The organism is Streptomyces sp. PT12, from assembly GCF_003311645.1.
Lineage (GTDB): Bacteria > Actinomycetota > Actinomycetes > Streptomycetales > Streptomycetaceae > Streptomyces.
In genome coordinates, this window is record NZ_QEST01000235.1 from 154,386 (window position 1) to 173,757 (window position 19,372).

The following is a 19,372-nucleotide window of genomic DNA, read 5'->3' on the forward strand; positions in this document are numbered from 1 at the left end:
GACAGGCTCTCCGAGAGCGCTTCCCCGCTGCCGCTGGCCCGCGCGGCACCGCCCCGAACATCCCGCCCGCGCCCGTGATCACGATGATCGAGCAGACCGTGGGCGGCGGAAGGGGGCAGGGGCGCCCCCGGGTGGCCGACCCGGCGCCGCCGTGCGACCGTGGGAGATGATGCGTGCGATTACGGTGCAACCCAGACAATCCGGCTCGCTGCGGGTGGACGAGGTCCCCGAGCCCGCCCTCGCCGACGGCGAGCTGCTCGTCGACGCGCTCGCCATCGGCGTGTGCGGCACGGACCACGAGATCGTCGCGGGCGACTACGGCGCCGCGCCCCTGGGGCACGAGCGCCTGGTCATCGGCCACGAGTCCCTGGGCCGCGTCCGCGCCGCGCCCCCCGGCAGCGGCTTTACCCAGGGCGACCTGGTGATGGGCGTCGTCCGCCGCCCCGACCCCGAGCCCTGCGGGGCGTGCCGACGCGGCGAGTTCGACATGTGCCGCAACGGCCGCTACACCGAGCGCGGCATCAAGGAGCGCGACGGCTACGCCAGCGAGAGCTGGACCATCGAGCCTGACTACGCGATCCCCCTCGACGCCCGCCTCGAACGCGTCGGCGTGCTCATGGAGCCCACCTCCGTGGTCGCCAAGGCGTGGGAGCAGGTCGAACGCGTCGGCGCCCGCGCGTGGTTCGACCCCCGGCGCGTGCTGGTCACCGGCGCGGGCCCGGTCGGCCTGCTGGCCGCCCTGCTCGGCGTGAAACGCGGCCTCGACGTGCACGTCCTCGACCGCGTCACCGAGGGGCCCAAGCCGGGGCTCGTCGCCGACCTGGGGGCGACCTACCACACCGACGACGCCGCCGAGGTCGCCGACGCGCTGCGCCCCGACGTCGTCATCGAGGCCACAGGCGCGGGCCCCGTCGTGCTCGACGTGCTGACCGGCACCGGCGGCTACGGCGTCGTCTGCCTCACCGGCGTCTCCTCATCCGGCCGCCCTCTCGCCGTTGACGCGAGCTCGCTCAACCGCGAGCTGGTCCTGGAGAACGACGCCGTCGTCGGCTCGGTCAACGCCAACCCACGCCACTACCAGCAGGCCGCCCAGGCCCTCGCCCACGCCGACCTCGACTGGCTCGACCGCCTCATCACGCGCCGCGTCCCGCTGGAGCGCTGCCACGAGGCATACGAGTCGCGCCCCGGCGACATCAAGGTGGCCATCACCCTCGACGGCGCGGCAACGCCCTGACCCTTAACCTCGCCGTCTCGGTTGGGCTGAGGCGGCTGGGTTGATCATCAACCCTTGGGTGGTCGAGGCGATTCTGTTGCCTGGGCATGGTGGAGTCCCGGCGCAATGGTCGGGTTCTCCGGGTCCTTCGGATCGTGGGTGGGCGGGGGGCCGCAGGTCAGTCAACCGGTCGGGGCAGTGCGGCAAGGCGGTGGAAAGCCGTGGCCAGTTCGTGTCTGAAGGGTCAGGGCGCCGAGATCGGCCAGAGAGCTTCGGGCAGTGAGCGGATTGCACGACGGACTGGCTCGGTGACCGCGTATCCGACAGAGAACCGCAGGTTCAACCCGTGCTCGCGCAAGGTCCGGATGTGGGTGAGGAAGGCTTTCGCGGATCCGGCGCTGTCGGCGCGGACCAGGATCTGGGTGCCGTACCGGTGAGCGTCGGGGATCTGCGCGAGGGCGTCGTCCAGCACCGCGATGTGATCGGCGGCGGTGTTGGAGCCGGAATCGCCGGGCCGCAGTCGACCAGACATGGCCTCGCCGGTGTTCGCGAGGAAACACAGCAGCGGATGAAAGCCGAAGCCGCCTTTGTAAGTGGGCGCGGCCTGTTCCTCTTCCGAGTGGGAGGTGATCAGCGTGGCGTCGAGGTCCAGGACCAGGCCGGGAAGTTGTCGTCCGCCGGCCTGGACGGCGGGTATGCCCTGGCCGGTCTCGGCGGCCTGCGTCCAGGCGACTTCCCGGGCTGAGGCGCGGGCCGCTCGCAGCGAAGCGAGTACTGCCCCGTCGGTGTCGGCGAGTAACCGCCAGGCGGTGGGCGTGGAGGAGACCGACCCGAATAGCTCGCCCTGGTCCCGCAGCGCGGCCAGATCCGCTATCGCCTCACCGCCGTCGGCGAGCATCACCGCGAGATCGGTGGCGGTCCGCCCTGGGGCATCGCGCCGTTCTGCGCGGCGAGCCGGACACCGTCCTGCCAAGAGCCGTTGACGGAGATGGTGGCCTGGCCGAGCTCGGGCTCGGCCAGGGGAACGTCCATCTCGGCAACCCACAGCGGCAGCACATCCTCCGGGTACGTCCTCCACTTCGGGCTCGTACGGCGCCGGAGCTGGTCAACGGTGAGTCGGCGCAGCGGGTATTCGTCAGCTTGCGCCAGGAGTCGGCGGACACCCTGACGGCCTTCGATGAGGCCGTCACCGCGATCCCTGACGTCGTGAAGGCACAGCGCCTTTTCGGCGACCCCGATTACCTGCTGCGGCTGGTCACAGCGGACCTCCCCGCGTACCAGCGTCTCTACGAGGGAAGTTGATCCGGCTGCCGGGTGTGCAGCGCATCAACTCCACCATCGTCATGAAGCAGGTCGTCGCCACGCGCCCCCTGCCCGCCCAGCGGTAGCGCCGGCGACGTCCGGGTCCGTGGCCCGGAAGGTCAGCCGGCGGGTACCAGCTGCGCGGCGAGGGTGGCAGCGGCCAGCAGCTCATCCCGCTGGGCGCCGGACGCGGCCTCGACACTGAGTCCGTAGATGGTGGCCATGAGGCCGCGCGCCAGGGCGCCGCAGTCGGTCCCGGCGGGCAGGTCACCGTCGGCAACCGCCTTCTCGAACCGCTCCAGCACCGTCTTCCGCGTCTCGTCCCGCACGGCCGCGAGGAGGTCGACGACCTCACTGTGTGCCTCGCCGCACGCGAGCCCCGCCCGCACGGTCATGCAGCCGCGAGGCAGACCGGGGGCGGTGAATGCCTCCACCCTGCTCGTCAGGAGATGCAGCGCGGCCTCGCGAGCGGTCGGCCGCTCCACCGCCTCCCGCAGGTCGGCGGTCGGGCGGGACATGTACCGGTCCAGCGCCTTCTCGAAAAGATCGCGCTTGCTACCGAAGGCCGCGTACAGGCTGGGCGGCTGGATGCCGAGGGCCTGGCAGATGTCGGCGATCGAGGTGCCTTCGTAACCCTGGCGCCAGAACAGTTCCATGGCCGTCTGCAGCGCGGCGTCCTCGTCGAACGTGCGCTTGCGTCCTCTCGGCATCTCCCGATCTCCCTTCCGGACCGGCCGCGGGCTCCGGCTTGCTTTTTCTTTAGGGCTCGTTACAGTGTAGGCGTCCTCTTCTTTAACGACAACTAAACAAGAAAGTTGGGATCACCCCGTGGGCAAGCTGGACGGCAAGACCGCGGTCATCACGGGCGGCGGCAGCGGGATCGGCCTGGAGACCGCGAAGAAGTTCGTCGCCGAGGGCGCGTACGTGCCGAGGGCGCGTACGTGTACATTACCGGCCGCCGCGAGGAGGAGCTCGCCAAGGCCAAGGCCGAGATCGGCGACAACGTCGCCACCGTGTGGGGCGACATCGCCGACCTCGACGACCTCGACCGGCTGTGGGAGCGGGTGAAGGAGGAGCGCGGCTCCGTCGACATCATCTTCACCAACGCCGGCATCGCCGAGGCGGCCACCCTGCCCCAGGCCACGCCCGAGCACTTCGACAAGGTCTTCTCCATCAATGCCCGCGGCACCTTCTTCACCGTGCAGAAGGCGTTGCCCCGCTCAACGACGGAGGACCCATCGTCCTCATGTCGGGTGTCGCCCATCGGGTGGGCTGGCCGGACTTCACGGCCTACTCGGCCAGCAAGGCCGCCGTGCGCTCCTACGCCCGCAGCTGGGCCGTCGAGCTCAAGGACCTCGGGATCCGGGTCACCTCCGTCAGCCCCGGGGCCGGTCGAGACCCCCATCCTCGACGGCCTGTACGCCGGCCAGACCGCCGCCGACGGTGAGGCCGTGCGCGCCGGACTCGCCGGCACCGTCCCCATGGGCCGCCTGGCTGAGCCGGAGGAGATCGCCAAGGCGGTCCTGTTCCTCGCCTCCGACGACAACAGCTACATGACCGGAGCCGACCTGCCCGTCGACGGCGGCAGCACCCAGCTCTGACACAACCCATCGACCCGAAAGGGAGCAACCCGTGAGCACTCTGGAACTCACCAAGGAGAACTTCGACGAGATCGTGTCGAAGAACGGCTTCGTCCTTGTCGACTTCTGGGCGGAATGGTGCCCTCCGTGCCGCATGTTCGGCCCGGTCTTCGAGGCCGCATCGGAGCGTCACCCCGATCTCGTCTTCGGCAAGGTCGACACCGAGACGCAGCCGGGGCTCGCGCAGGCATTCTCCGTCCAGTCGATCCCGACGCTTGCGATCATCCGGGACAAGGTCGCCATCTTCGTGCAGCCCGGCGCACTACCCGCGTCCGCCCTCGACGATGTGATCGAGCAGTCGCGGAAGGTCGACATGGACGAGGTACGCAAGCAGATCGCCGAAGAGGCGAAGAGCCAGGGGCGGTAACCCCCGGGCAGGACAGCCACGTCAGGGAAGGCGGGCCCGGGCCGCCGGGCCCGCCCCTGACCTCCGTGTCCACCGGCAAGATCGACGGGCTGACATGACGTTGCGTTCAGACCGGCCCAAGAAGGGCACACTTGTGCGGGAACAGGACATCTACCGTCGCATCGATGAGCTCGTACGGGAGGAGCACCAACTGCGTGACGGGCAGGCGGACACCACCGCGGACAGGCGATCCCGGCTCACGACCGCGGAGCAGACCCTCGACCAGTGCTGGGACCTGCTGCGCCAGCGTGTCGCCCGCCGCGAGTTCGGCCGGAATCCCGACGAGGCCCACGTCCGCGACGTGCGCTACCAGCAGTGACGCAACGCAGGACGCGACAGGAGGCGACCGCCATGCGAATCGAAGTATGGGCGGACATGGTCTGCCCATGGGCCTACATCGGCAAGCGACGCCTGGAGAAGGCCCTGGCCGACCCGGCGCTGGCTGGCCTTTACGCCGAGGTGGTATGGCGGCCGTACCGGATCGATCCGACCGCGCCCGCGCAAGCCACCCCAGTGGACGAGTCCTCCCCCGACGCGGTGACGGACGGCGACGCGGCCTCGCGCACCCTCGATCCGTCTCCGGCGCAGGACCGGGTGCTCGTGTCTCAGGTTGCTGCCGAAGAGGGGTTCGGGCCGGAGTTTGGAGCCGCCTGGCGGGCCGACAGCCTCGACGCCCACGGCCTCCTCGCCCTGGCCTACGAACACGGCGGCAGCGTCCCGCAGGACCAGGTCGCCGAGCGGCTCCTGCATGCTCACTTCCTCGACCACCTCGACATCAGCGACCGCCGCCTGCTGGACGGTATCGCCGACCGGGCCGGCATCCCCGACGCCGGCACACTCCTGGACGGCGGAGCCGCCGCCCGCGAGGTACGTGAACTCCTCCTGATCGGCAAGGCCCGGGGCATCGCGACCTCGCCCACGATCGTGGTCGGCGATCGGGCGCTCGCCGGTGCCCAGCCCCCCGCGGTGATGGCCGACTTCATCACCGCGGCAGCGAGCGTACCCATACGGGAAACACCCGAAGAGGTCCAGCGCCTGCGCTGGTCGGAATCCCTGCTGGACCAGCGCGACCCCTTGGGCGCCCTCACCCTGCTCCAGCCCCTGCTCGCCCACCACGGCGACGACCTGAACGTCCGACGCCTCGCCGCCCGCAGCTACTTCCACTCGGCCCAGCTGTCACGGGCCCACGACATGCTGCGGCAACTGGTGGCGGACGCGCCGGACGACTCGTACACGAGACTCATGCTCGGGCGGACCCTCCAGCGCCTCGGCAGAGACGACGAGGCGGTCATGCACCTGAAGATGGTCGCCGCCATGACACCCGAGTTCGCCTGACGAGAGACCGACTATGTCCTTCGAAGCCGCCGACCAGGCCCCCGGAGGGGTCCGCTCACCTCCCGGGAGGGACCTGGAGCAAGGGCGTGAACGCCGTGATCTCCGGGGGTTCGCCCACCGGGCGGCCCTCCGCCTCGACCCACGCGTGCGCCGCGAACGGCGGCGTGCGCACGCCCGTGCACCACGTCGGCCATGTGCCGCGCAGGCGGCAGAGCAGGGCGGTCGCGAGGGAGCGTTGCAGGCAGTAACGCCCCGAGCAGAACGTGCTGCTGCCGGTGACGTCCCGGCGCGCGGCGAGCGCCTGCTCATGGCTCGCGGGCGCGGCGCCCCGGCGCGCGACGCGCAGCAGCGACGTCAGGCGCGCGGGGGAGAGGTGCGCGAGCAGCCGCGCGACGGCCACGGCCGCGTGCGCGGGAACGCGGCGGCGCAGCGGCGGCCTGGCGGCGGGGGAGGGAAGCACCTGGCTCATGCGGGCACCACGAGTCCGGCGCGCGTGAGGTGGTCGAGGAGCGCGGCCACGTCGGCGCGGGCACGTTCGGCCGTGACCGGGCGGGTGGCGGCCAGGCGCCCGGCGATCTCCCCTGGTGCCGCGCCCGCGAGGAGGTCGCGCAGGACGAGCGCTCCGGTGGCGTTGAGCTGGTAGTAGCGCCCGCTGCGCCCGTCGAGCAGGACCGTCGCCCCTTCGGTGTCGGCGGCGGTGACGTCAGCGCGCAGCCTCAGGGGCCCAAGGGGCTTCTCCCGCAAGGTCGTTCTCCTCATGAAGTCGCAGGTGGGCGGGGACGGGATGTGCCTCGATGCCGCGCAGCCAGGACTCGACGCCAAGGGTCTCCTCCAGCTCTGCGGCCCCCGCCGAGAGCAGATCGGGGCTCGACACCGCGCGGTGCAGGGTCCGTTGGTCCACGAGCCCGGCGGCGGCAAGGCGCGAGTCATCGGCCCACCGGGCGAACACCGCGCGCCCGGCCCGCAGGCCCGCGAACCACTCGGGCTCGCAGTGGTCCTTCGTCGTCCGCGCCCTGATGGTGTCGGGCAGCACGCCGCGCAGCGCCTCGGTCAGCAGCGGCTTGTAGGACCAGGGGGTGCAGACGTCATCGGGGCGCAGGGCGAGGCACGCCTCAAGCACGGCGTCGTCGCAGAACGGGGCGTCAAGGGGCAGGCCCCACAGGGCAGTTCGGTGGGCGAGCCGGGCCGCGGTGCGGCCGCCCTGCCGCATCTGGCGGATCCAGCCGTGGAGGTGGCGCTCGGCGGCCAGCGGCTCGGCGTTCTCGGCCGTGGCGTCCATCAGATCGCAGAACGCCGTGGTGGCGCGGTCGTTCGCCCAGGCGGGGAGCCGGGGGCGGATGCCCCAGCCGGGGGGCTCGGTCAGGGGCGCGGGGGCGGGCTCACCCGCGCGCAGCGCGCGCGACGCGCCCGCGAGCCATCGGGCGTAGGAGCCTCCGGCGAGCAGCATGCGCGCGCTGTCGGCCAACGACCAGCGCTGGCGCGCCCGGTGGGCCGCGGTTCTGCGCAGCGCGGCGACGGGGCGGCGGCGCAGCAGGGCGCGCAGGTAGGAGGCGGGCGGTGTCGCGACGTGGTCGCCGCCGAGCCCCGTGAGCCGCAGCGTGGCGCCCCTGGCGCTCAACGCCTCGCCGATGAGCCGCTGTTGAACGCGGTCCCGCAGCGCCGTGGACGGCTCGTCGTCCGGGTCGTCGGGCTCGTCGGCCCCGGCGAACAGCGGCGGCAGGTCGCGCGGCTCGAACACCAGCCGCGTGATCCGCGTGCGCCCGGCCAGCGCGGCGGCGGCGCGTTGGGCGTAGCGGGGGTCCTCGTTGGCCGGGTCGGACCAGTGCAGGGTGGCCGTCGCCAGCTCGGCGCCCTCGCCCGCGGCGAGGAAGCACAGCGATGTGGAGTCGAGGCCGCCCGAGAGGTCGGCGGCCAGGGGCACGCCCGGCTTGACGCGCAGCGCCACCGCGGCGCGCAGCGCGTCATGAACGGCCGACGCGCCCTCCGCGAGGGGGAGTTCGCCCGGTGGCGGGCTCCACCACGCGCCGGTGGACGCGCGCCCGCGCCGGTCGATCGCCAGGGCGTGGCCCGCGGGCACCTCGTGCACGCCGCGCCAGGGGGCGGCGCTGTCGAGCGGGTGGGGCAGGCTGGGGCCCGCGAGCCGCGCGGCCAGGTGGGCGGGGTCGGGCTCGGCCCCGATGAGCCAGGCCAGCGTGCGCGCCCGGTCGGCCGCGACGGTCACCTCGTCCACGGCCGCCCGGTACAGGCGCCGCGCGCCCGAGGCGCTGCCCCGCGCGTAGACCTCACCCGCGTGCGACGCCAGAACGTGGAAACGCCCCACCGCGCCCCTGACCGCGCCCTCCGCGTCGGCGGCCGAACGGACCGTCGCGGCCCGGGCGTTCAACGCGTCAGGGCCGAGCGAGCAGGGGCTGGTGACGGCCAGGCGCGTCTCGCCCGCGGTGGCGAACGTCAGCTGTTCGTCGTTCCAGCAGCCGATCAGCCAGGGGCGCCCTGACGCATGGGTGAGGGTCCGGCAGTGGCGCCCGCGCAGCGCGCGGAGCGCGGCGGGCGCCGCCTCGTGGTCAGGGATGACCACGAACCAGCACCCGCCGCATGGCTCGCTCAGTACCACCGCAGGCCATTGCCCTCGGGGCGCGTGTACTGGTAGAGGGCCTGGGTGTCGGCGCTGAACTCCCCGACCTCCACCATCAGCGGGGTCTCGTACACCTCGGTGGGCTCCGCCTGTTCGATGTCCTGTGACTCGTTCACGGCAACAACCTCCTGATTGCGACACGGAGATGATCGATCGCGCACCGTCACGTTAAGCGGGGGGCGGGGGCCACACAAGCGCGCCAATGCGCCAACTGTTGCGTGGGAAGAGGGCAGTTGTGGATGGGGCTCGGGGGGTGCGCGGCGCGTGCGCCGCGGCGCGCGGTCAACGGCGCGCCCATGGCGCCCTCTTCGGGCGAATGTCTCATCAACGGGCGTTCTTCCGGCGTCGGGTGGTGCTGACTCCACCTGTCCTCGGCGGGTTAGGCGGCTGGAGGAGCGCGGGCGGGCGCGACAGGGTGGAACCATGACGCCGATGACTTCCCCCGACACCTTCCCCCGCGCCGCCGCCGCTCCCGCGGCGGCCCAACCCCCGTCCGCCGCCGTCCGGTTCGGCCGCGAGCTGGGCTATCTCGTCTCCTCGCTGCCGATCGGCGTCGTGTCCTTCACGGTCGGCTTCCTCGGCCTCGCGGCGGGCGTCGCGACCGCGATCGTCTACCTCGGGGTGCCGATCCTGGTCGGCACGCTCCTGGCGGCGCGCGGCCTGGCGCGCGGCGAGCGCCGCCGCGTCGAGTCCGTCACCGGGCGCCCGCTTCCGCCGCACGTCTACCGTGAGCGCGGCGACAGGAGCGTCAAGGGGCTGATCGCGGCGCTGGCCGAGCCGCAGTCGTGGCGGGATCTGGCGCACGCGATCGTCTCGTTCCCGCTGCGGATCGTGAACTTCTGCCTCACGGTGACCTGGGTCGTCGGCGGCCTCGGGATGCTGCTCTATGTGACGTGGTCGTGGGCGCTGCCCGAGGACGAGGAGACCGGGCTGCTCGACCTGACGTACGACATCTCGTCGGAGAGCGCGAACATCGCGTTCACCACGGGCCTCGGCCTGGTCGCGCTCCTGACCGCTCCGCTGGTCACGCGCGGCCTCTTCCTCGTCAACGCGGCCATGGCCCGCGGCCTGCTGACGAATCCGTACGCGGCGTCGCGCCTCGCGGTGGAGGGGTGAGGACGGCTACACGAAAGCGGCGCTCGGCGGACGGCGAGCGGGAGGACGTGCAGCCCGTAGCGGCCCCCACCGCCGCCCGCGGGGCCCCGGCCAGGGATACCCTGAGGCGTGTCGAGCCCGCCCCAGCGCGCCGATGCGCGCCGCCATCGCCACCTGCTGCTGACCAACGCCCACGCCGTCTTCGGCGAACGCGGCACCGGGGCCTCGCTGGGGGAAATCGCCCGCCGCGCGGGCGTCAGCCCGGGGACGCTGTACCGTCATTTCCCCACGCGCGACGCCCTGTTGGCCGCGCTGCTGCGCGACCGCCTCGACGCGCTCGTCGCGCGCGGCGCGACCCTGCTGCGCTCCGAGTCGCCCCATGAGGCCCTGGCCGCCTGGCTGCGGTCGCTCACCCGCAGGACGACGGTCTACCCTGGCCTGCCCGCGGCGCTGCTGGCCGCGTCCCACGACGAACGCTCGCCGTTGCACACACCGTGCCTCGCGGTGACCGAAACCGGCCTGGCCCTGATCGAACGCGCCCGCGACGCCGGGGCGATCCGCACCGATGTGCCCCCACCCGACATCCTGGCCCTCACCAGCGCGATCGCCTGGCTCGCGGAGCGCACGGGACCCATGGACCCCACGGACCTCACCGCGGACGCGCGGGCGCGGTCCGACCGTCTCGTCGCCCTGGTCATGGCGGGTCTCACGACTCCCCGGCCGACAGCAGCCGTTCCGCCAGCGCGCGACAGCGCTCCCGCAGCTCAGGAGGGTCGATCACCTCGAAGTCGTGCCCCAGCAGGACCACCCGCATGAGCACGAAGTCCAGGTTGTCCGCGCCGCTGACCACCTCGCACAGGCCATCGCCCCGCGCCCGCACCACGGCCGCCGCCGCGGGGATCTGCCGCCGCACCGTCTTTGCTGGCGCGCGCACCAGGAAGCGCGCCTGGTGCGCATAGACCCTGCTCGCCACGCCCTCCTGCACATACGCCGCCGCGTCCGGCGCGGCCCGCGGACGGAAGTGCCAGGTGCGGGCGGCCACTTCGGTCATCCGGTCGACGCGGAAGCTGCGCCAGTCGTCGCGGTCGAGGTCGTGCGCGAAGAGGTACCAGCGCCGTTCCGAGGCGACCACCCGGTAGGGCTCGACCCGCCGCCGTCGCGGCTCGCCCTTCGCGGGCGCGTAGGCGAAGCCGACCTCCACCTCGTCGCGGCAGGCCCGCGCCAGCGTCATGACCACCTCGGGGTCGACCGGCGCGCGCCCCCCGTCGAAGTAGTCCACCGCGTGCGAGAGCGCGCGCACCTGCTGCCGCAGGCGGGTGGGCAGCACCCGGTCGAGCTTGGTCAACGCGCGAAGCGCCGCCTCGCCAGCCCCCGCGACCGCGCCGCCCGCCCCGGCCAGCAGCGAGACGGCCGTGGCGATCGCCTCCTCGTCGTCGAGGAGCAGCGGCGGCAGGTCACGCCCGGGCCCGAGCTGGTAGCCGCCGCCGACGCCCTGGGCGGCGTGCACGGGGTAGCCGAGCGCCCGCAGCCGTTCGACGTCGCGCCGCACGGTGCGCGGCGTGACCCGGAGGCGTTCGGCCAGCTCGGGCCCGGTCCACACCCGGCGCCCTTGCAGCAGCCCGAGCAGGGTGAGCACCCGCTCCGTCGTCCCGAGATCGTCACCGCTCGCCGCCCCGTCCATGCCATCCACCCCGCCAGACAAGCGCGGAAAGCGGACCGTTCCTGTCCGCCTGGCCTGCCAGGGTGGCGCCATGAACGCAGACACCACCGCCGCACCCGCGCTCGACTGGAACCGCACGCTGCTCGAACAGTGGGAGTTCCATTGGAACCACCACCTCAGGCCACGGTTCGACGGCCTCACCGACGACGAGTACCTCTGGTCGCCGGTCCCGAACGCCTGGACCGTGCGCCCGCGCGGCACCTCCGCGGGGACCTCTTCGTTCGGCGCGGGGGACTTCACGGTCGACTACGCCTTCCCCGAGCCCGTTCCCGCGCCGTTCACCACCATCGCGTGGCGGCTCGGCCATGTCATCGTCGGCGTGCTCGCCGCGCGCAACGCCGCGCACTTCGGGGCGCCCGCGGCGTCGTACGAGACATGGGAGTACGCGGGGAGCGCGTCCGCCGCGCTCGACCAGCTCAAGGCCCAGCTCGGCCTGTGGACAGCCGGGGTGCGCGGCCTCGGCGGCGCCGGGCTCGCCGTCCCGGTCGGCGAGAAGGAGCCCTACCCGGAGGCCCCGATGGCCGATCTCGTGCTGCACATCCACCGCGAGCTGATCCACCATCTCTCCGAGGTGTGCCTGCTGCGCGACCTCTACACGCACACCCACGCCCGCACCCGCACCCACTGCTCTGTGCGGACTACCGGCTAGACATGATCCGAGTGCACAAAGCCCAGTGACTTGAGCCCTTCGGACTGGCACAGTCGGTCTGAGGCTCCGCCGACTTCGGTTTGCAGCAGTTGGTACGCCGCTCCGTGGGATTTCCCCCAGTGCATCGCGGCGCGCCAGAGCAGCCGCCCGAGTCCTTTCCCCCGGTGCTCGGGAAGGACACCAAAGTATTGTGGCATGAGTTGCGGGGAGCCAATCGCGTCGGGTCTGATCTCCATGGGTCCGATTGCTGCAACGGCCTTGCCCGACCGGGCAGCTACTAGAACCGGGCCCACCCTTCCCGCCTGCATCTGGTCATAGAGGAAGGAGAACCCGTCTGCGGCCATCTCCTGTGCGAAGTCCCCGAAACTCTGCTGGACGCTGACGGGCCACTCTGCGAATGGGCGCACGGGTCCGTCAGGCTTGTGGCATGGGAAAGAAGGGAAGTTTTTGAGCTGAATTCGTGTGCCACGTGCGTGCGGCGTCTCTGGACCGAGGAAGTGAACGACGCGCGCTGTGGCTGTGCCGTGAATGGCGCTGAGTTTCTGGGCTAGCTCAGTCGCCACGATGGCGCTGTCCGGACGAACGCTGTAAACGTGGAGCTTCACTGTTCCTGAGCCACGGCGGGTGATCGTAGGAATCAGGGTCTCACCCGGGCCATGGATCACATCCCCGGTGAGAATAGTCTCTTCCTTGGACTCAGACCAACGAACGTCTTTGTCATACCTGAGAAAACGGCGGCTGGGCGCGACTTCCAGAGTATGTCTGAACAGGTCATCGGTGAATACCGATGGATGTACAGGGCCGAGGGTCGGCACGAAGGGAACGGTTACAACCGGTCGGAGCCAGTCCCAACGAAGTCGCATGGGGGCAGACTACTCTCCTTGCCCACACGACACACAGGCCCCGACGCCTAAACGTCGGGGCCTGCGCGGTAGTTGACCGGTCGGGATCAGTGCGGGTTGTCGTCGCTGCCACTGCACGAGCAGGCGATGCCGCTCATGAGGTCATCCACGTCGCTCACGACAACAAGCGTTGGCGTCGCCACGAGGGTTTCCGGCAGTTCCGGCCGAGTCTTCGGCGGGGCCGGGAGAATGGTCACAGATACTGCGGTCATGCGGTAACCGTCTCCTTCTTTGGTTGGCCGTGCTGACAGTAGTTGTGTAGTGGTGCCTTCGCCTCCTGGAACTGCTTGGCCAGTGGTCGGCACACGAGACATGAGCCCGACAACTGGCAACCGGAACAGCCCCCGGTGCGAAGCATCAATTTGTCGGCCACGCCAGGAAGTCGGCGTAGTCCTTTAATTCCCTCAGCCATGAGGTCAATCTGATCGTCTCGACCGACTTTGCAGATACTGACCTTGGCGTGCGGGTCGGCATGGAAGAACGTGTGGCCCGCATTGCAGCCCTGGAAGGGTGTGCGTTCGCGCAGGTGCTTGCTGGACTGTGCCAGCAGGGATTCGGGGCCGCCGTAGATGGTCGGCGTCATGTTGGTGTAGACGTGGTGCTTCAGTCCCCAGTCTTCGGCCATGGCGACCATGGCATCAATCTCCTGGGCGCTGTCTTCCGTGACCACGATATTCAGCCGCACCGGAAGTCCGGCCTCGCGCGCTGCGGCCATACCACGCTGGAACGACTTCCACGCACCACGACGTTGGGTGAGGCCGTCGAAGCTTGCTTCACTTGCGCCGTAGATGCTTACCACGATGCGGTATGCGGGGTACTGTTCGAACATCGCGAGAAGCGACGATTCCCACAACCGGGATGCGTTCGTGGAAATCGTGAGCATCATGCCCAAGGAAGCCGCGTACCGATAAGCATCCTGAAAATGCTTGTCGATCGTCGGTTCACCGCCCGTGATTTGAAGCCAGAGAACCCCGGCGTCACGCATGATGTCGAGCAGGGTGACTTTCTCGCCCCAGGATAACCCGGAAAACTCCTTGAGTCCCAGATAGCAATGCTTGCACGCGAAGTTACAGCCGAGGTTGATTTCCCAGCTTGCTCGCCCGAATCCGTACTCAGACGGTTCACGGACGAGCAGGGCACCGTTGGCAGACTCATGTTCGAGTTCGAGCCCCCAGGCTTCCCTGGCTGCGTTGACGAGCCAAGAAGGACACGGGGATTCCGTCCCGGTCAACGAGCGCAGTTCGCTGTAGTGGCTTTCCGGCAGTCGGATTCCTGCCGCGTTGCCTGGTTGGACGGCCAGAAACCCGTCAAGGAATGGACTGACGATTACCTTGTGCATTGCTCACCTCCTTCATCTAGAGAGTCTGCTCGTCCCGAGAAATCTCGGGCCGCTGTTCCACGGTCGGACCCGCTTCGGAATGGCCCGAGGCTTGCAGGATCACCCGTGCGCAGAGCATCGGCGGTCGTCTTGGGCATCACGAAACCGCCTCCTTGGCCAGGTAATCTGGACGTCGTCCCACTTCTCCAACTCCGGGTGCTTGCAACTCTCAATCACGGCCTCAACTCCCTTCGGGGAGCCGGTTGTGTCTGTTCGCATGAATCAAGCGCTCGAACAAGCTTGTTGGCATCGCCGGGAGTCAACGGACTGATGACGATGCTGCGTTGCACACCCACGGTGCCGACCTGAACGAGTGCGCCAATCGCGAGCCGCGTCGCGGGGGTTCTCTGCGTGTGGCCTGTGCTCTTGTGGGGTAACCCGCCCCCTGCCGGGACTCAAGGGACATCGGGGACCCGGTTTCGCTGCACCCGGCAAGGGGCGGGCGCTCAGACTCGGTCCCCAACGGACCGAGCACTTACCAGCATTACCGGCGAGGGGCCCTTGGTACACGCCCTGGCTGGTACCAAACCGCCGCAGTGTACAGGGAGTTGGAGGTAGGTTCGAGCGATGGAACTCAACGACGCAGATGGCAAGGTTACCCCGCGCGCCATGCTGGGGAAGACTCTCAGCCGTTTTCGAACGAACGCCGAACTGTCGCTAAGGGCGCTTGCCGATCAAGTGGGTTATCCACACTCGTATATCAGCAGGGTGGAGCACGGCGAACAGCTGCCTTCCGAAGCCCTAGCCGATGCGCTTGACTCGTATTTCGGCACCGGGGATCTCTTCGCGGATCTTCTCGAAATGGCGCAAGACTCGCTTATTGCCGACTACAGCCGGGCTGTGGTGGGCAAGGAGAAGGATGCCATCCGAATTCGTGTTTTCACAAGCAGCATCATTCCAGGACTGCTCCAAACTGAGGAATATGCCCGCGAACTATTCCGGTCGGGGCGGATCAGCGAGCCCGAGGATGAGCTTCAGTCGCGAGCTGATGCCCGAATGAAGCGTAAGCGCATTTTCGATGCGCCAGAACCGCCGCTTTATTGGGCAATCATGGATGAAGCAGCCCTAAGACGCCCCACACCTGACAAGGCTGCATGGCGAGGCAGATTGACCATCTGGTGCAAGTGGTGAAGAAGCCCAACATCACTATTCAAGTCCTCCCGTTTGAACAGGGACTTCACTCGATGCTGGGGGGAAGCCTCACCCTACTGTCACTGAAGAACGGCGCGGAGGTCGGCCTAGTGGAGAGCTTCAAGACTGGGCACCCAGTAGAATCGCCCAAGAAGGTCGTCGAGCTTGTCCAGATATTCGAAATGGCGTGCTCAAAGGCGTTCTCTGAACCTGAATCCCTCGAAGTGATTCGTGGCTACCTGAAAGAGTACGGCAAATGACATTGAACCGTATCCCTAACGCTTCCGCTCTTACCTCGTGGCGAAAGTCGAGCTACAGCGGTTCAGAGAACCAAGACTGCATTGAGGTTGCTGACGGAATCCCTGAATTTCTCCCAGTGCGAGACAGCAAGGCGCCGCAAGGCCCCGCATTGGTATTTTCGGCGGGTGGCTGGTCAGGATTCCTCTCTGCTCTCATAGACGGCGAGTTCGACGCTACCTAATTGCTGAGGTGCATAGGAACACACATGGCCCCGCCCCGGTGCCAGTCAAGGCGTGCGAGGCGGGGCTTTCACGACCCTTGGAACCCGTAAGCGCGGGGGCCATGGGAAGGCGCACCGCCCATGACCTGGGGAGATGCTGCCATCCGGGCTCACTCCTAGAACCTCTAGAACTGAGCGTTCGGAGACCCCGAGGGCAACGAGTTCTGCCTCGACTGACGCCGCCCGGCCCCCACCGGGGGTCACCCCCGTGCGCGGCGCCACTTTCGCAGGCTGACCATCTCGCGCGGCGGCGTCTCCTTGCTGCCGACCTCCACATAGGAGACCTCGGCGGCGTAGACGCTGCCCTCGGAGTCGACGGCCACGCTGTGCAGCCAGTTGAAGCGGTCCGGCTCCTCGCCCGGCAGGTCCGCGCCGAGGGAGGCGACCCTGCGGCCCTCGCGATCCATGACCCGGATCCGGTGGCCCAGGTTGGGGACGCCGTGCTGCACGGGCGGCGGGCCCTGCTCGGCGACATAGACGTTCGTGTCCTCGCCCCGGCCCGCGCAGACGGCGACCGCCTTGTGGGCGTGCCAGGTGGCGAGGAAGTCCCCGTCGAGGGAGAAGACCTGCACGCGGTGGTTCTCCCTGTCGCACACGATCACCGCGTCGTCGCCGAACATGGCGACGTTGTGCGGCAGGCTGAACTGCCCCGGATCCGCGCCGGGTTCGCCCCATGACGCCACATGGCGGCCCTCGGCGTCGAAGCGGTGGACGCGCGAGTTACGGTAGCCGTCGGTGACGAAGACATCCCCGGTCACCGGCGAGATCGCCACATCCGTCGGCCTGTTGAACGGCTCGCCGCTCTGGAAGCCGCTCGGCTTCCCGCTGCCCAGGGTCAGCAGCGCGGCGCCGTGCCGGTCGGTCTTGGTGACCCGGTTGCCCAGGTCGTCGACCAGCCACAGATGGTCCTCGCGGTCCACGGTGATGGCGTGGGCGCGCGCGAAGCGGCAGCCTTTCCAGCGCGGCATCAGGTTGCCGTACGGGTCCTCGAACAGCTCGGTCCCGGCGAACGGCGTCTCGTTGCCCCACATGTCCACGACGTTCCCGTCCCGGTCGAAGACCAGCACGGGCATGTTGCCCCGGTTGAAGACATAGACGCGGTCCTGGGAGTCGACGGCGACGGACGTGGCCTCCTTGAGCCAGATCCCGTGCGGGATCTTCGCCCAGTAGGGCACCGGCTCGTATACGGTCTCGGCGGTCGCGGGTCCGACGGCCATCCTCACTCTTCCCCGGCGTCCGCGATGTCCACCGCGCGCCCCGTGGCCAGCGACTCGTTGCCCGCGATGCCGACCGCGACGGCCCTGATGCCGTCCACCACCCCGGCCGCGCGGCCCAGTGGGTCCGCATCGCCGCCCCTGAACAGCGCGCGGAACAGCACCGCGTCCCCGCCCCCGTGGCCGCCCTCGGCCTCGGGGATCGGTATCTCCCGCGCGGGCTCCCAGTGCCGCTGGAGCACCAGCCGCTCGCCGTCGTGGCGGGCCCCTTCCGCCGCGGCGTCCTTGGCCATCGACGGGTCGACGGCCGCCGCGCGGCCCCCGCCCGTGATCACCGCGGCGCGCTCCACGACCTCGAGCTCCGCGCGCCCCTCGGTGCCGTTGACCGCGACCCGGTAACCCTCCCACGGGCTGTGGGCGTTGAGGCCGTAGCTCAACGTGGGGCCGCCCGCGTAGTCCACCACGAGGGCGAGGTTGTCCTCGATGGTGATGCCCTCGCCGAAGACGTCCAGGTCGCGCAGGTACCCGTCGTGGTGCTCGTTGTCCAGATAGAGCCCGCGCAGCTCCTCGTGGAGGCGCAGGTCGAGCAGGAACGGATCCTCCCCGGCGCGATCGGTCGTTCCGCGCGCCGGGCGGTCGGTCAACCCGCGCTCGGCGGCGTTGCGCGCCCCGTAGAACTTCAGCGCGCCCGAGGCGTACACCCGTCGCGGAGCGTCATCGATCCACCAGTTGACGAGATCGAAGTGGTGGGACGCCTTGTGCACCAGCAGCCCGCCCGAGTTCGCCTTGTCGCGGTGCCAGCGGCGGAAGTAGTCGGCGCCGTGCTGGGTGTCGAGGACCCACTCGAACTGCACGCCGGTCACCCGCCCGACGGCGCCCGAGGCGATCAGCTCGCGCAGCGCGCTGTTCCTGGGCGAGTAACGGTAGTTGAACGTGACGACCAGGTCGCGGCCCGTCTCGTCCAGGGCCTTGGTGATCAGCGCCACCCCCGCCGCGTCCGTGGTCAGCGGCTTCTCGGTGATCACATCGGCGCCCGCCCGCAGCGAGCGCGCGATGACGTCGGCGTGGGTGTGGTCGGGGGAGGTCACCACGACCCGCTGGACGCCGCGTTCCTCGATCATCCGCTCCAGCTCGCCGCCGTCGTACGCGGCCGGGGTGCGCACTCCGGTGCCGAGCCCTCGGATCAGCTCGCGGTGGTAGGCGAGGCGCCCGGGGTTGGGGTCGAGCAGCGCGACCAGGTCGGCGACGTCGCGGTGTGCGCCGCACAGCGCCCTGACATAGCTCTGCGCCCTGCTCCCGGTGCCGACGACCGCGTAGCGCGTGCGGCCGTCCCCGTGCTTCTCCGGTGTGGTCAACGGGCGTTCCTCTCCTTGTGCACACAGTCGGTGAGCACTCTACGGAGCACACCGTGCGTTGGTGAAGCTTCTTGCGCAATTCTGTGCGATAAGGAATTTGAGTTCTCTCCAGATTTGCATACACTGCAATGCGTGACCGACGCCCCCCTGAGCCTGCGCGAGCGCAAGAAGAGGGCCACCAAGGCCGCCCTCTCGGAGGCGGCCCTCAGGCTCGCCGCCGACCACGGCGTCGAGCACGTCACGGTCGAGGCGATCAGCCACGCGGTCGGCGTCTCGCCCCGGACCTTCTTTAACTACTTCGACAGCCGCGACGACGCGTTCACGATGATCGACGCGGAGATCGCGCAGCGGGTGCGGGACGCCGTCGAGGCCGCGCCTCCCGCCCTCTCGGCGCTCGACGCCGTCATCGAGGCGCTTGCCGACGAGCTGGCGCACGTGGGGGCGCGGCAGGACGTGTGGGCGCTGCGCGCCGAAGTCCTCAATCGCGCACCCCACTTGCTGGCCCGCAGCCTGGGCGCGCACATGGCCGACGAGCTGGCGATGGCCGCCGCGATCGCCCGCCGCCTGGGCCCGCCCCCGGACGGCGCGGGCGAGGACGGGGAGGGCCCCGGCCTCTACCCCCACCTGCTCGCCGCCGTGGCCGGGACGGCCGTCCGCGTCGCCATCGAGCACTGGAGCCGCCACACCGGCGACGAGCCGATACCGGCCGTCTTCCGCAGGGTCTGCGCCCATCTCGCGGCGGGCCTGCCCGACCCACCGACCGGCGCCTGATCACCAGGCCCGCCCGTTCACCACCGCTGTCACCACGGAACAACGGAACACACGAGAAGGACGCTGTGACCACAACCGAGGCATCCGAGGCCGCGGAGGCAAGGGACCC

General features: G+C 69.9%; 20 protein-coding genes and 5 pseudogenes. 12 read left to right on the forward strand and 13 right to left on the reverse strand.

All coding sequences use genetic code 11. The annotated features are described in order from the left end of the window. Positions 1–184: 184 nt before the first annotated feature. Positions 185–1,234 (forward strand): glucose 1-dehydrogenase, encoded by a 1,050-nt coding sequence (locus DEH69_RS24970; RefSeq protein WP_258534940.1) that lies wholly within the window; start codon positions 185–187, stop codon positions 1,232–1,234. 259 nt (positions 1,235–1,493) lie between these two features. Here the strand turns inward: DEH69_RS24970 and DEH69_RS24975 are convergent. Both DEH69_RS24975 and DEH69_RS33110 read right to left on the reverse strand, forming a co-directional pair. Continuing rightward, a pseudogene (locus DEH69_RS24975) lies at positions 1,494–2,141 on the reverse strand (transposase); the annotation flags it as partial. Positions 2,142–2,221: 80 nt separating this feature from the next. Further along, positions 2,222–2,362 (reverse strand): annotated as a pseudogene (locus tag DEH69_RS33110) (pyridoxal phosphate-dependent aminotransferase); the annotation flags it as partial. Here DEH69_RS33110 and DEH69_RS33115 point away from each other — a divergent pair. Further along, a pseudogene (locus tag DEH69_RS33115) lies at positions 2,342–2,601 on the forward strand (Lrp/AsnC ligand binding domain-containing protein); the annotation flags it as partial. The pseudogenes DEH69_RS33110 and DEH69_RS33115 overlap by 21 nt on opposite strands. Positions 2,602–2,634: 33 nt before the next feature. Here DEH69_RS33115 and DEH69_RS24985 read toward each other — a convergent pair. Beyond that, positions 2,635–3,225: a TetR/AcrR family transcriptional regulator gene (locus tag DEH69_RS24985; protein ID WP_113689226.1), complete on the reverse strand. Its 591-nt coding sequence runs from the start codon at positions 3,223–3,225 to the stop codon at positions 2,635–2,637. Between the two features lie 118 nt (positions 3,226–3,343). Here DEH69_RS24985 and DEH69_RS24990 point away from each other — a divergent pair. The 4 genes and pseudogenes from DEH69_RS24990 (at position 3,344) to DEH69_RS25005 (ending at position 5,896) form a co-directional block, all read left to right on the forward strand. Beyond that, positions 3,344–4,116, forward strand: a pseudogene (locus tag DEH69_RS24990) (SDR family NAD(P)-dependent oxidoreductase). A gap of 31 nt (positions 4,117–4,147) precedes the next feature. After that, complete coding sequence (locus DEH69_RS24995; protein ID WP_113689227.1) at positions 4,148–4,522, forward strand: co-chaperone YbbN; 375 nt, start codon at positions 4,148–4,150, stop codon at positions 4,520–4,522. 94 nt (positions 4,523–4,616) lie between these two features. Continuing rightward, positions 4,617–4,880 carry a DUF2630 family protein gene (locus DEH69_RS25000; protein WP_113689228.1) on the forward strand — a complete coding sequence of 88 codons (264 nt, stop codon included), beginning with the start codon at positions 4,617–4,619 and terminating at the stop codon, positions 4,878–4,880. A gap of 32 nt (positions 4,881–4,912) precedes the next feature. After that, entirely contained in the window at positions 4,913–5,896 is a 984-nt protein-coding gene (locus tag DEH69_RS25005; RefSeq protein ID WP_113689229.1) for a DsbA family oxidoreductase, read from the forward strand. 55 nt (positions 5,897–5,951) lie between these two features. Here the strand turns inward: DEH69_RS25005 and DEH69_RS25010 are convergent, their stop codons facing one another. From DEH69_RS25010 to DEH69_RS31770, 4 genes are read right to left on the reverse strand one after another with little or no spacing between them, the layout of a single operon-like run. Next, the gene (locus DEH69_RS25010; protein ID WP_113689230.1) at positions 5,952–6,365 is read right to left on the reverse strand and encodes a lasso peptide biosynthesis B2 protein; all 414 of its coding nucleotides are present in this window, start codon (positions 6,363–6,365) and stop codon (positions 5,952–5,954) included. Beyond that, positions 6,362–6,640 (reverse strand): lasso peptide biosynthesis PqqD family chaperone, encoded by a 279-nt coding sequence (locus DEH69_RS25015; protein WP_258534941.1) that lies wholly within the window; start codon positions 6,638–6,640, stop codon positions 6,362–6,364. Before DEH69_RS25015 ends, DEH69_RS25010 begins: the two co-directional genes overlap by 4 nt. After that, complete coding sequence (locus DEH69_RS25020; RefSeq protein WP_113689232.1) at positions 6,600–8,471, reverse strand: asparagine synthase-related protein; 1,872 nt, start codon at positions 8,469–8,471, stop codon at positions 6,600–6,602. The genes DEH69_RS25015 and DEH69_RS25020 overlap by 41 nt, the downstream gene beginning before the upstream one ends. Before the next feature lie 26 nt (positions 8,472–8,497). After that, complete coding sequence (locus tag DEH69_RS31770) at positions 8,498–8,644, reverse strand: lasso RiPP family leader peptide-containing protein (protein ID WP_181727593.1); 147 nt, start codon at positions 8,642–8,644, stop codon at positions 8,498–8,500. A 307-nt stretch (positions 8,645–8,951) separates the two neighbouring features. Here DEH69_RS31770 and DEH69_RS25030 point away from each other — a divergent pair, with 307 nt between their 5' ends. Both DEH69_RS25030 and DEH69_RS25035 read left to right on the forward strand, forming a co-directional pair. After that, a complete protein-coding gene (locus DEH69_RS25030) occupies positions 8,952–9,644 on the forward strand; it encodes a sensor domain-containing protein (RefSeq protein WP_113689234.1) in 693 nt (230 codons plus the stop codon). Between the two features lie 108 nt (positions 9,645–9,752). Continuing rightward, positions 9,753–10,439: a TetR/AcrR family transcriptional regulator gene (locus DEH69_RS25035; RefSeq protein ID WP_113689235.1), complete on the forward strand. Its 687-nt coding sequence runs from the start codon at positions 9,753–9,755 to the stop codon at positions 10,437–10,439. On the opposite strand, the gene DEH69_RS25040 is transcribed toward DEH69_RS25035, so the two are convergent. Further along, the gene (locus DEH69_RS25040; protein ID WP_113689236.1) at positions 10,330–11,304 is read right to left on the reverse strand and encodes a YafY family protein; all 975 of its coding nucleotides are present in this window, start codon (positions 11,302–11,304) and stop codon (positions 10,330–10,332) included. The two genes, DEH69_RS25035 and DEH69_RS25040, sit on opposite strands and share 110 nt — an antisense overlap. A gap of 70 nt (positions 11,305–11,374) precedes the next feature. Between DEH69_RS25040 and DEH69_RS25045 the strand changes: the two genes are divergently transcribed. After that, positions 11,375–11,992, forward strand: coding sequence for a DinB family protein (locus DEH69_RS25045; protein WP_113689237.1), 618 nt, complete (start codon positions 11,375–11,377; stop codon positions 11,990–11,992). Here DEH69_RS25045 and DEH69_RS25050 read toward each other — a convergent pair. From DEH69_RS25050 to DEH69_RS25055, 3 genes are all read right to left on the reverse strand, one after another. Next, positions 11,989–12,855 (reverse strand): GNAT family N-acetyltransferase, encoded by an 867-nt coding sequence (locus DEH69_RS25050; RefSeq protein ID WP_113689238.1) that lies wholly within the window; start codon positions 12,853–12,855, stop codon positions 11,989–11,991. The genes DEH69_RS25045 and DEH69_RS25050 overlap by 4 nt on opposite strands. Positions 12,856–12,941: 86 nt before the next feature. Then, positions 12,942–13,106, reverse strand: a complete 165-nt coding sequence (locus DEH69_RS31775) for a hypothetical protein (protein ID WP_181727595.1) — start codon at positions 13,104–13,106, stop codon at positions 12,942–12,944. Further along, a complete protein-coding gene (locus DEH69_RS25055) occupies positions 13,103–14,233 on the reverse strand; it encodes a radical SAM protein (RefSeq protein ID WP_113689239.1) in 1,131 nt (376 codons plus the stop codon). The genes DEH69_RS31775 and DEH69_RS25055 overlap by 4 nt, the downstream gene beginning before the upstream one ends. 648 nt (positions 14,234–14,881) lie before the next feature. Here DEH69_RS25055 and DEH69_RS25060 point away from each other — a divergent pair. Both DEH69_RS25060 and DEH69_RS25065 read left to right on the forward strand, forming a co-directional pair. Further along, a pseudogene (locus tag DEH69_RS25060) lies at positions 14,882–15,663 on the forward strand (helix-turn-helix domain-containing protein). Beyond that, positions 15,660–15,884: a DUF397 domain-containing protein gene (locus tag DEH69_RS25065; RefSeq protein WP_113689240.1), complete on the forward strand. Its 225-nt coding sequence runs from the start codon at positions 15,660–15,662 to the stop codon at positions 15,882–15,884. The pseudogene DEH69_RS25060 and the gene DEH69_RS25065 overlap by 4 nt, the downstream one beginning before the upstream one ends. Positions 15,885–16,123: 239 nt before the next feature. Here the strand turns inward: DEH69_RS25065 and DEH69_RS25070 are convergent, their stop codons facing one another. Then, positions 16,124–17,140: a peptidyl-alpha-hydroxyglycine alpha-amidating lyase family protein gene (locus tag DEH69_RS25070; protein ID WP_113689241.1), complete on the reverse strand. Its 1,017-nt coding sequence runs from the start codon at positions 17,138–17,140 to the stop codon at positions 16,124–16,126. A 2-nt stretch (positions 17,141–17,142) separates the two neighbouring features. Beyond that, entirely contained in the window at positions 17,143–18,492 is a 1,350-nt protein-coding gene (locus DEH69_RS25075) for a Gfo/Idh/MocA family protein (RefSeq protein WP_220131338.1), read from the reverse strand. A 132-nt stretch (positions 18,493–18,624) separates the two neighbouring features. Between DEH69_RS25075 and DEH69_RS25080 the strand changes: the two genes are divergently transcribed. Continuing rightward, positions 18,625–19,263, forward strand: a complete 639-nt coding sequence (locus DEH69_RS25080; RefSeq protein WP_258534942.1) for a TetR/AcrR family transcriptional regulator — start codon at positions 18,625–18,627, stop codon at positions 19,261–19,263. The last annotated feature ends 109 nt before the right edge of the window (positions 19,264–19,372 follow it).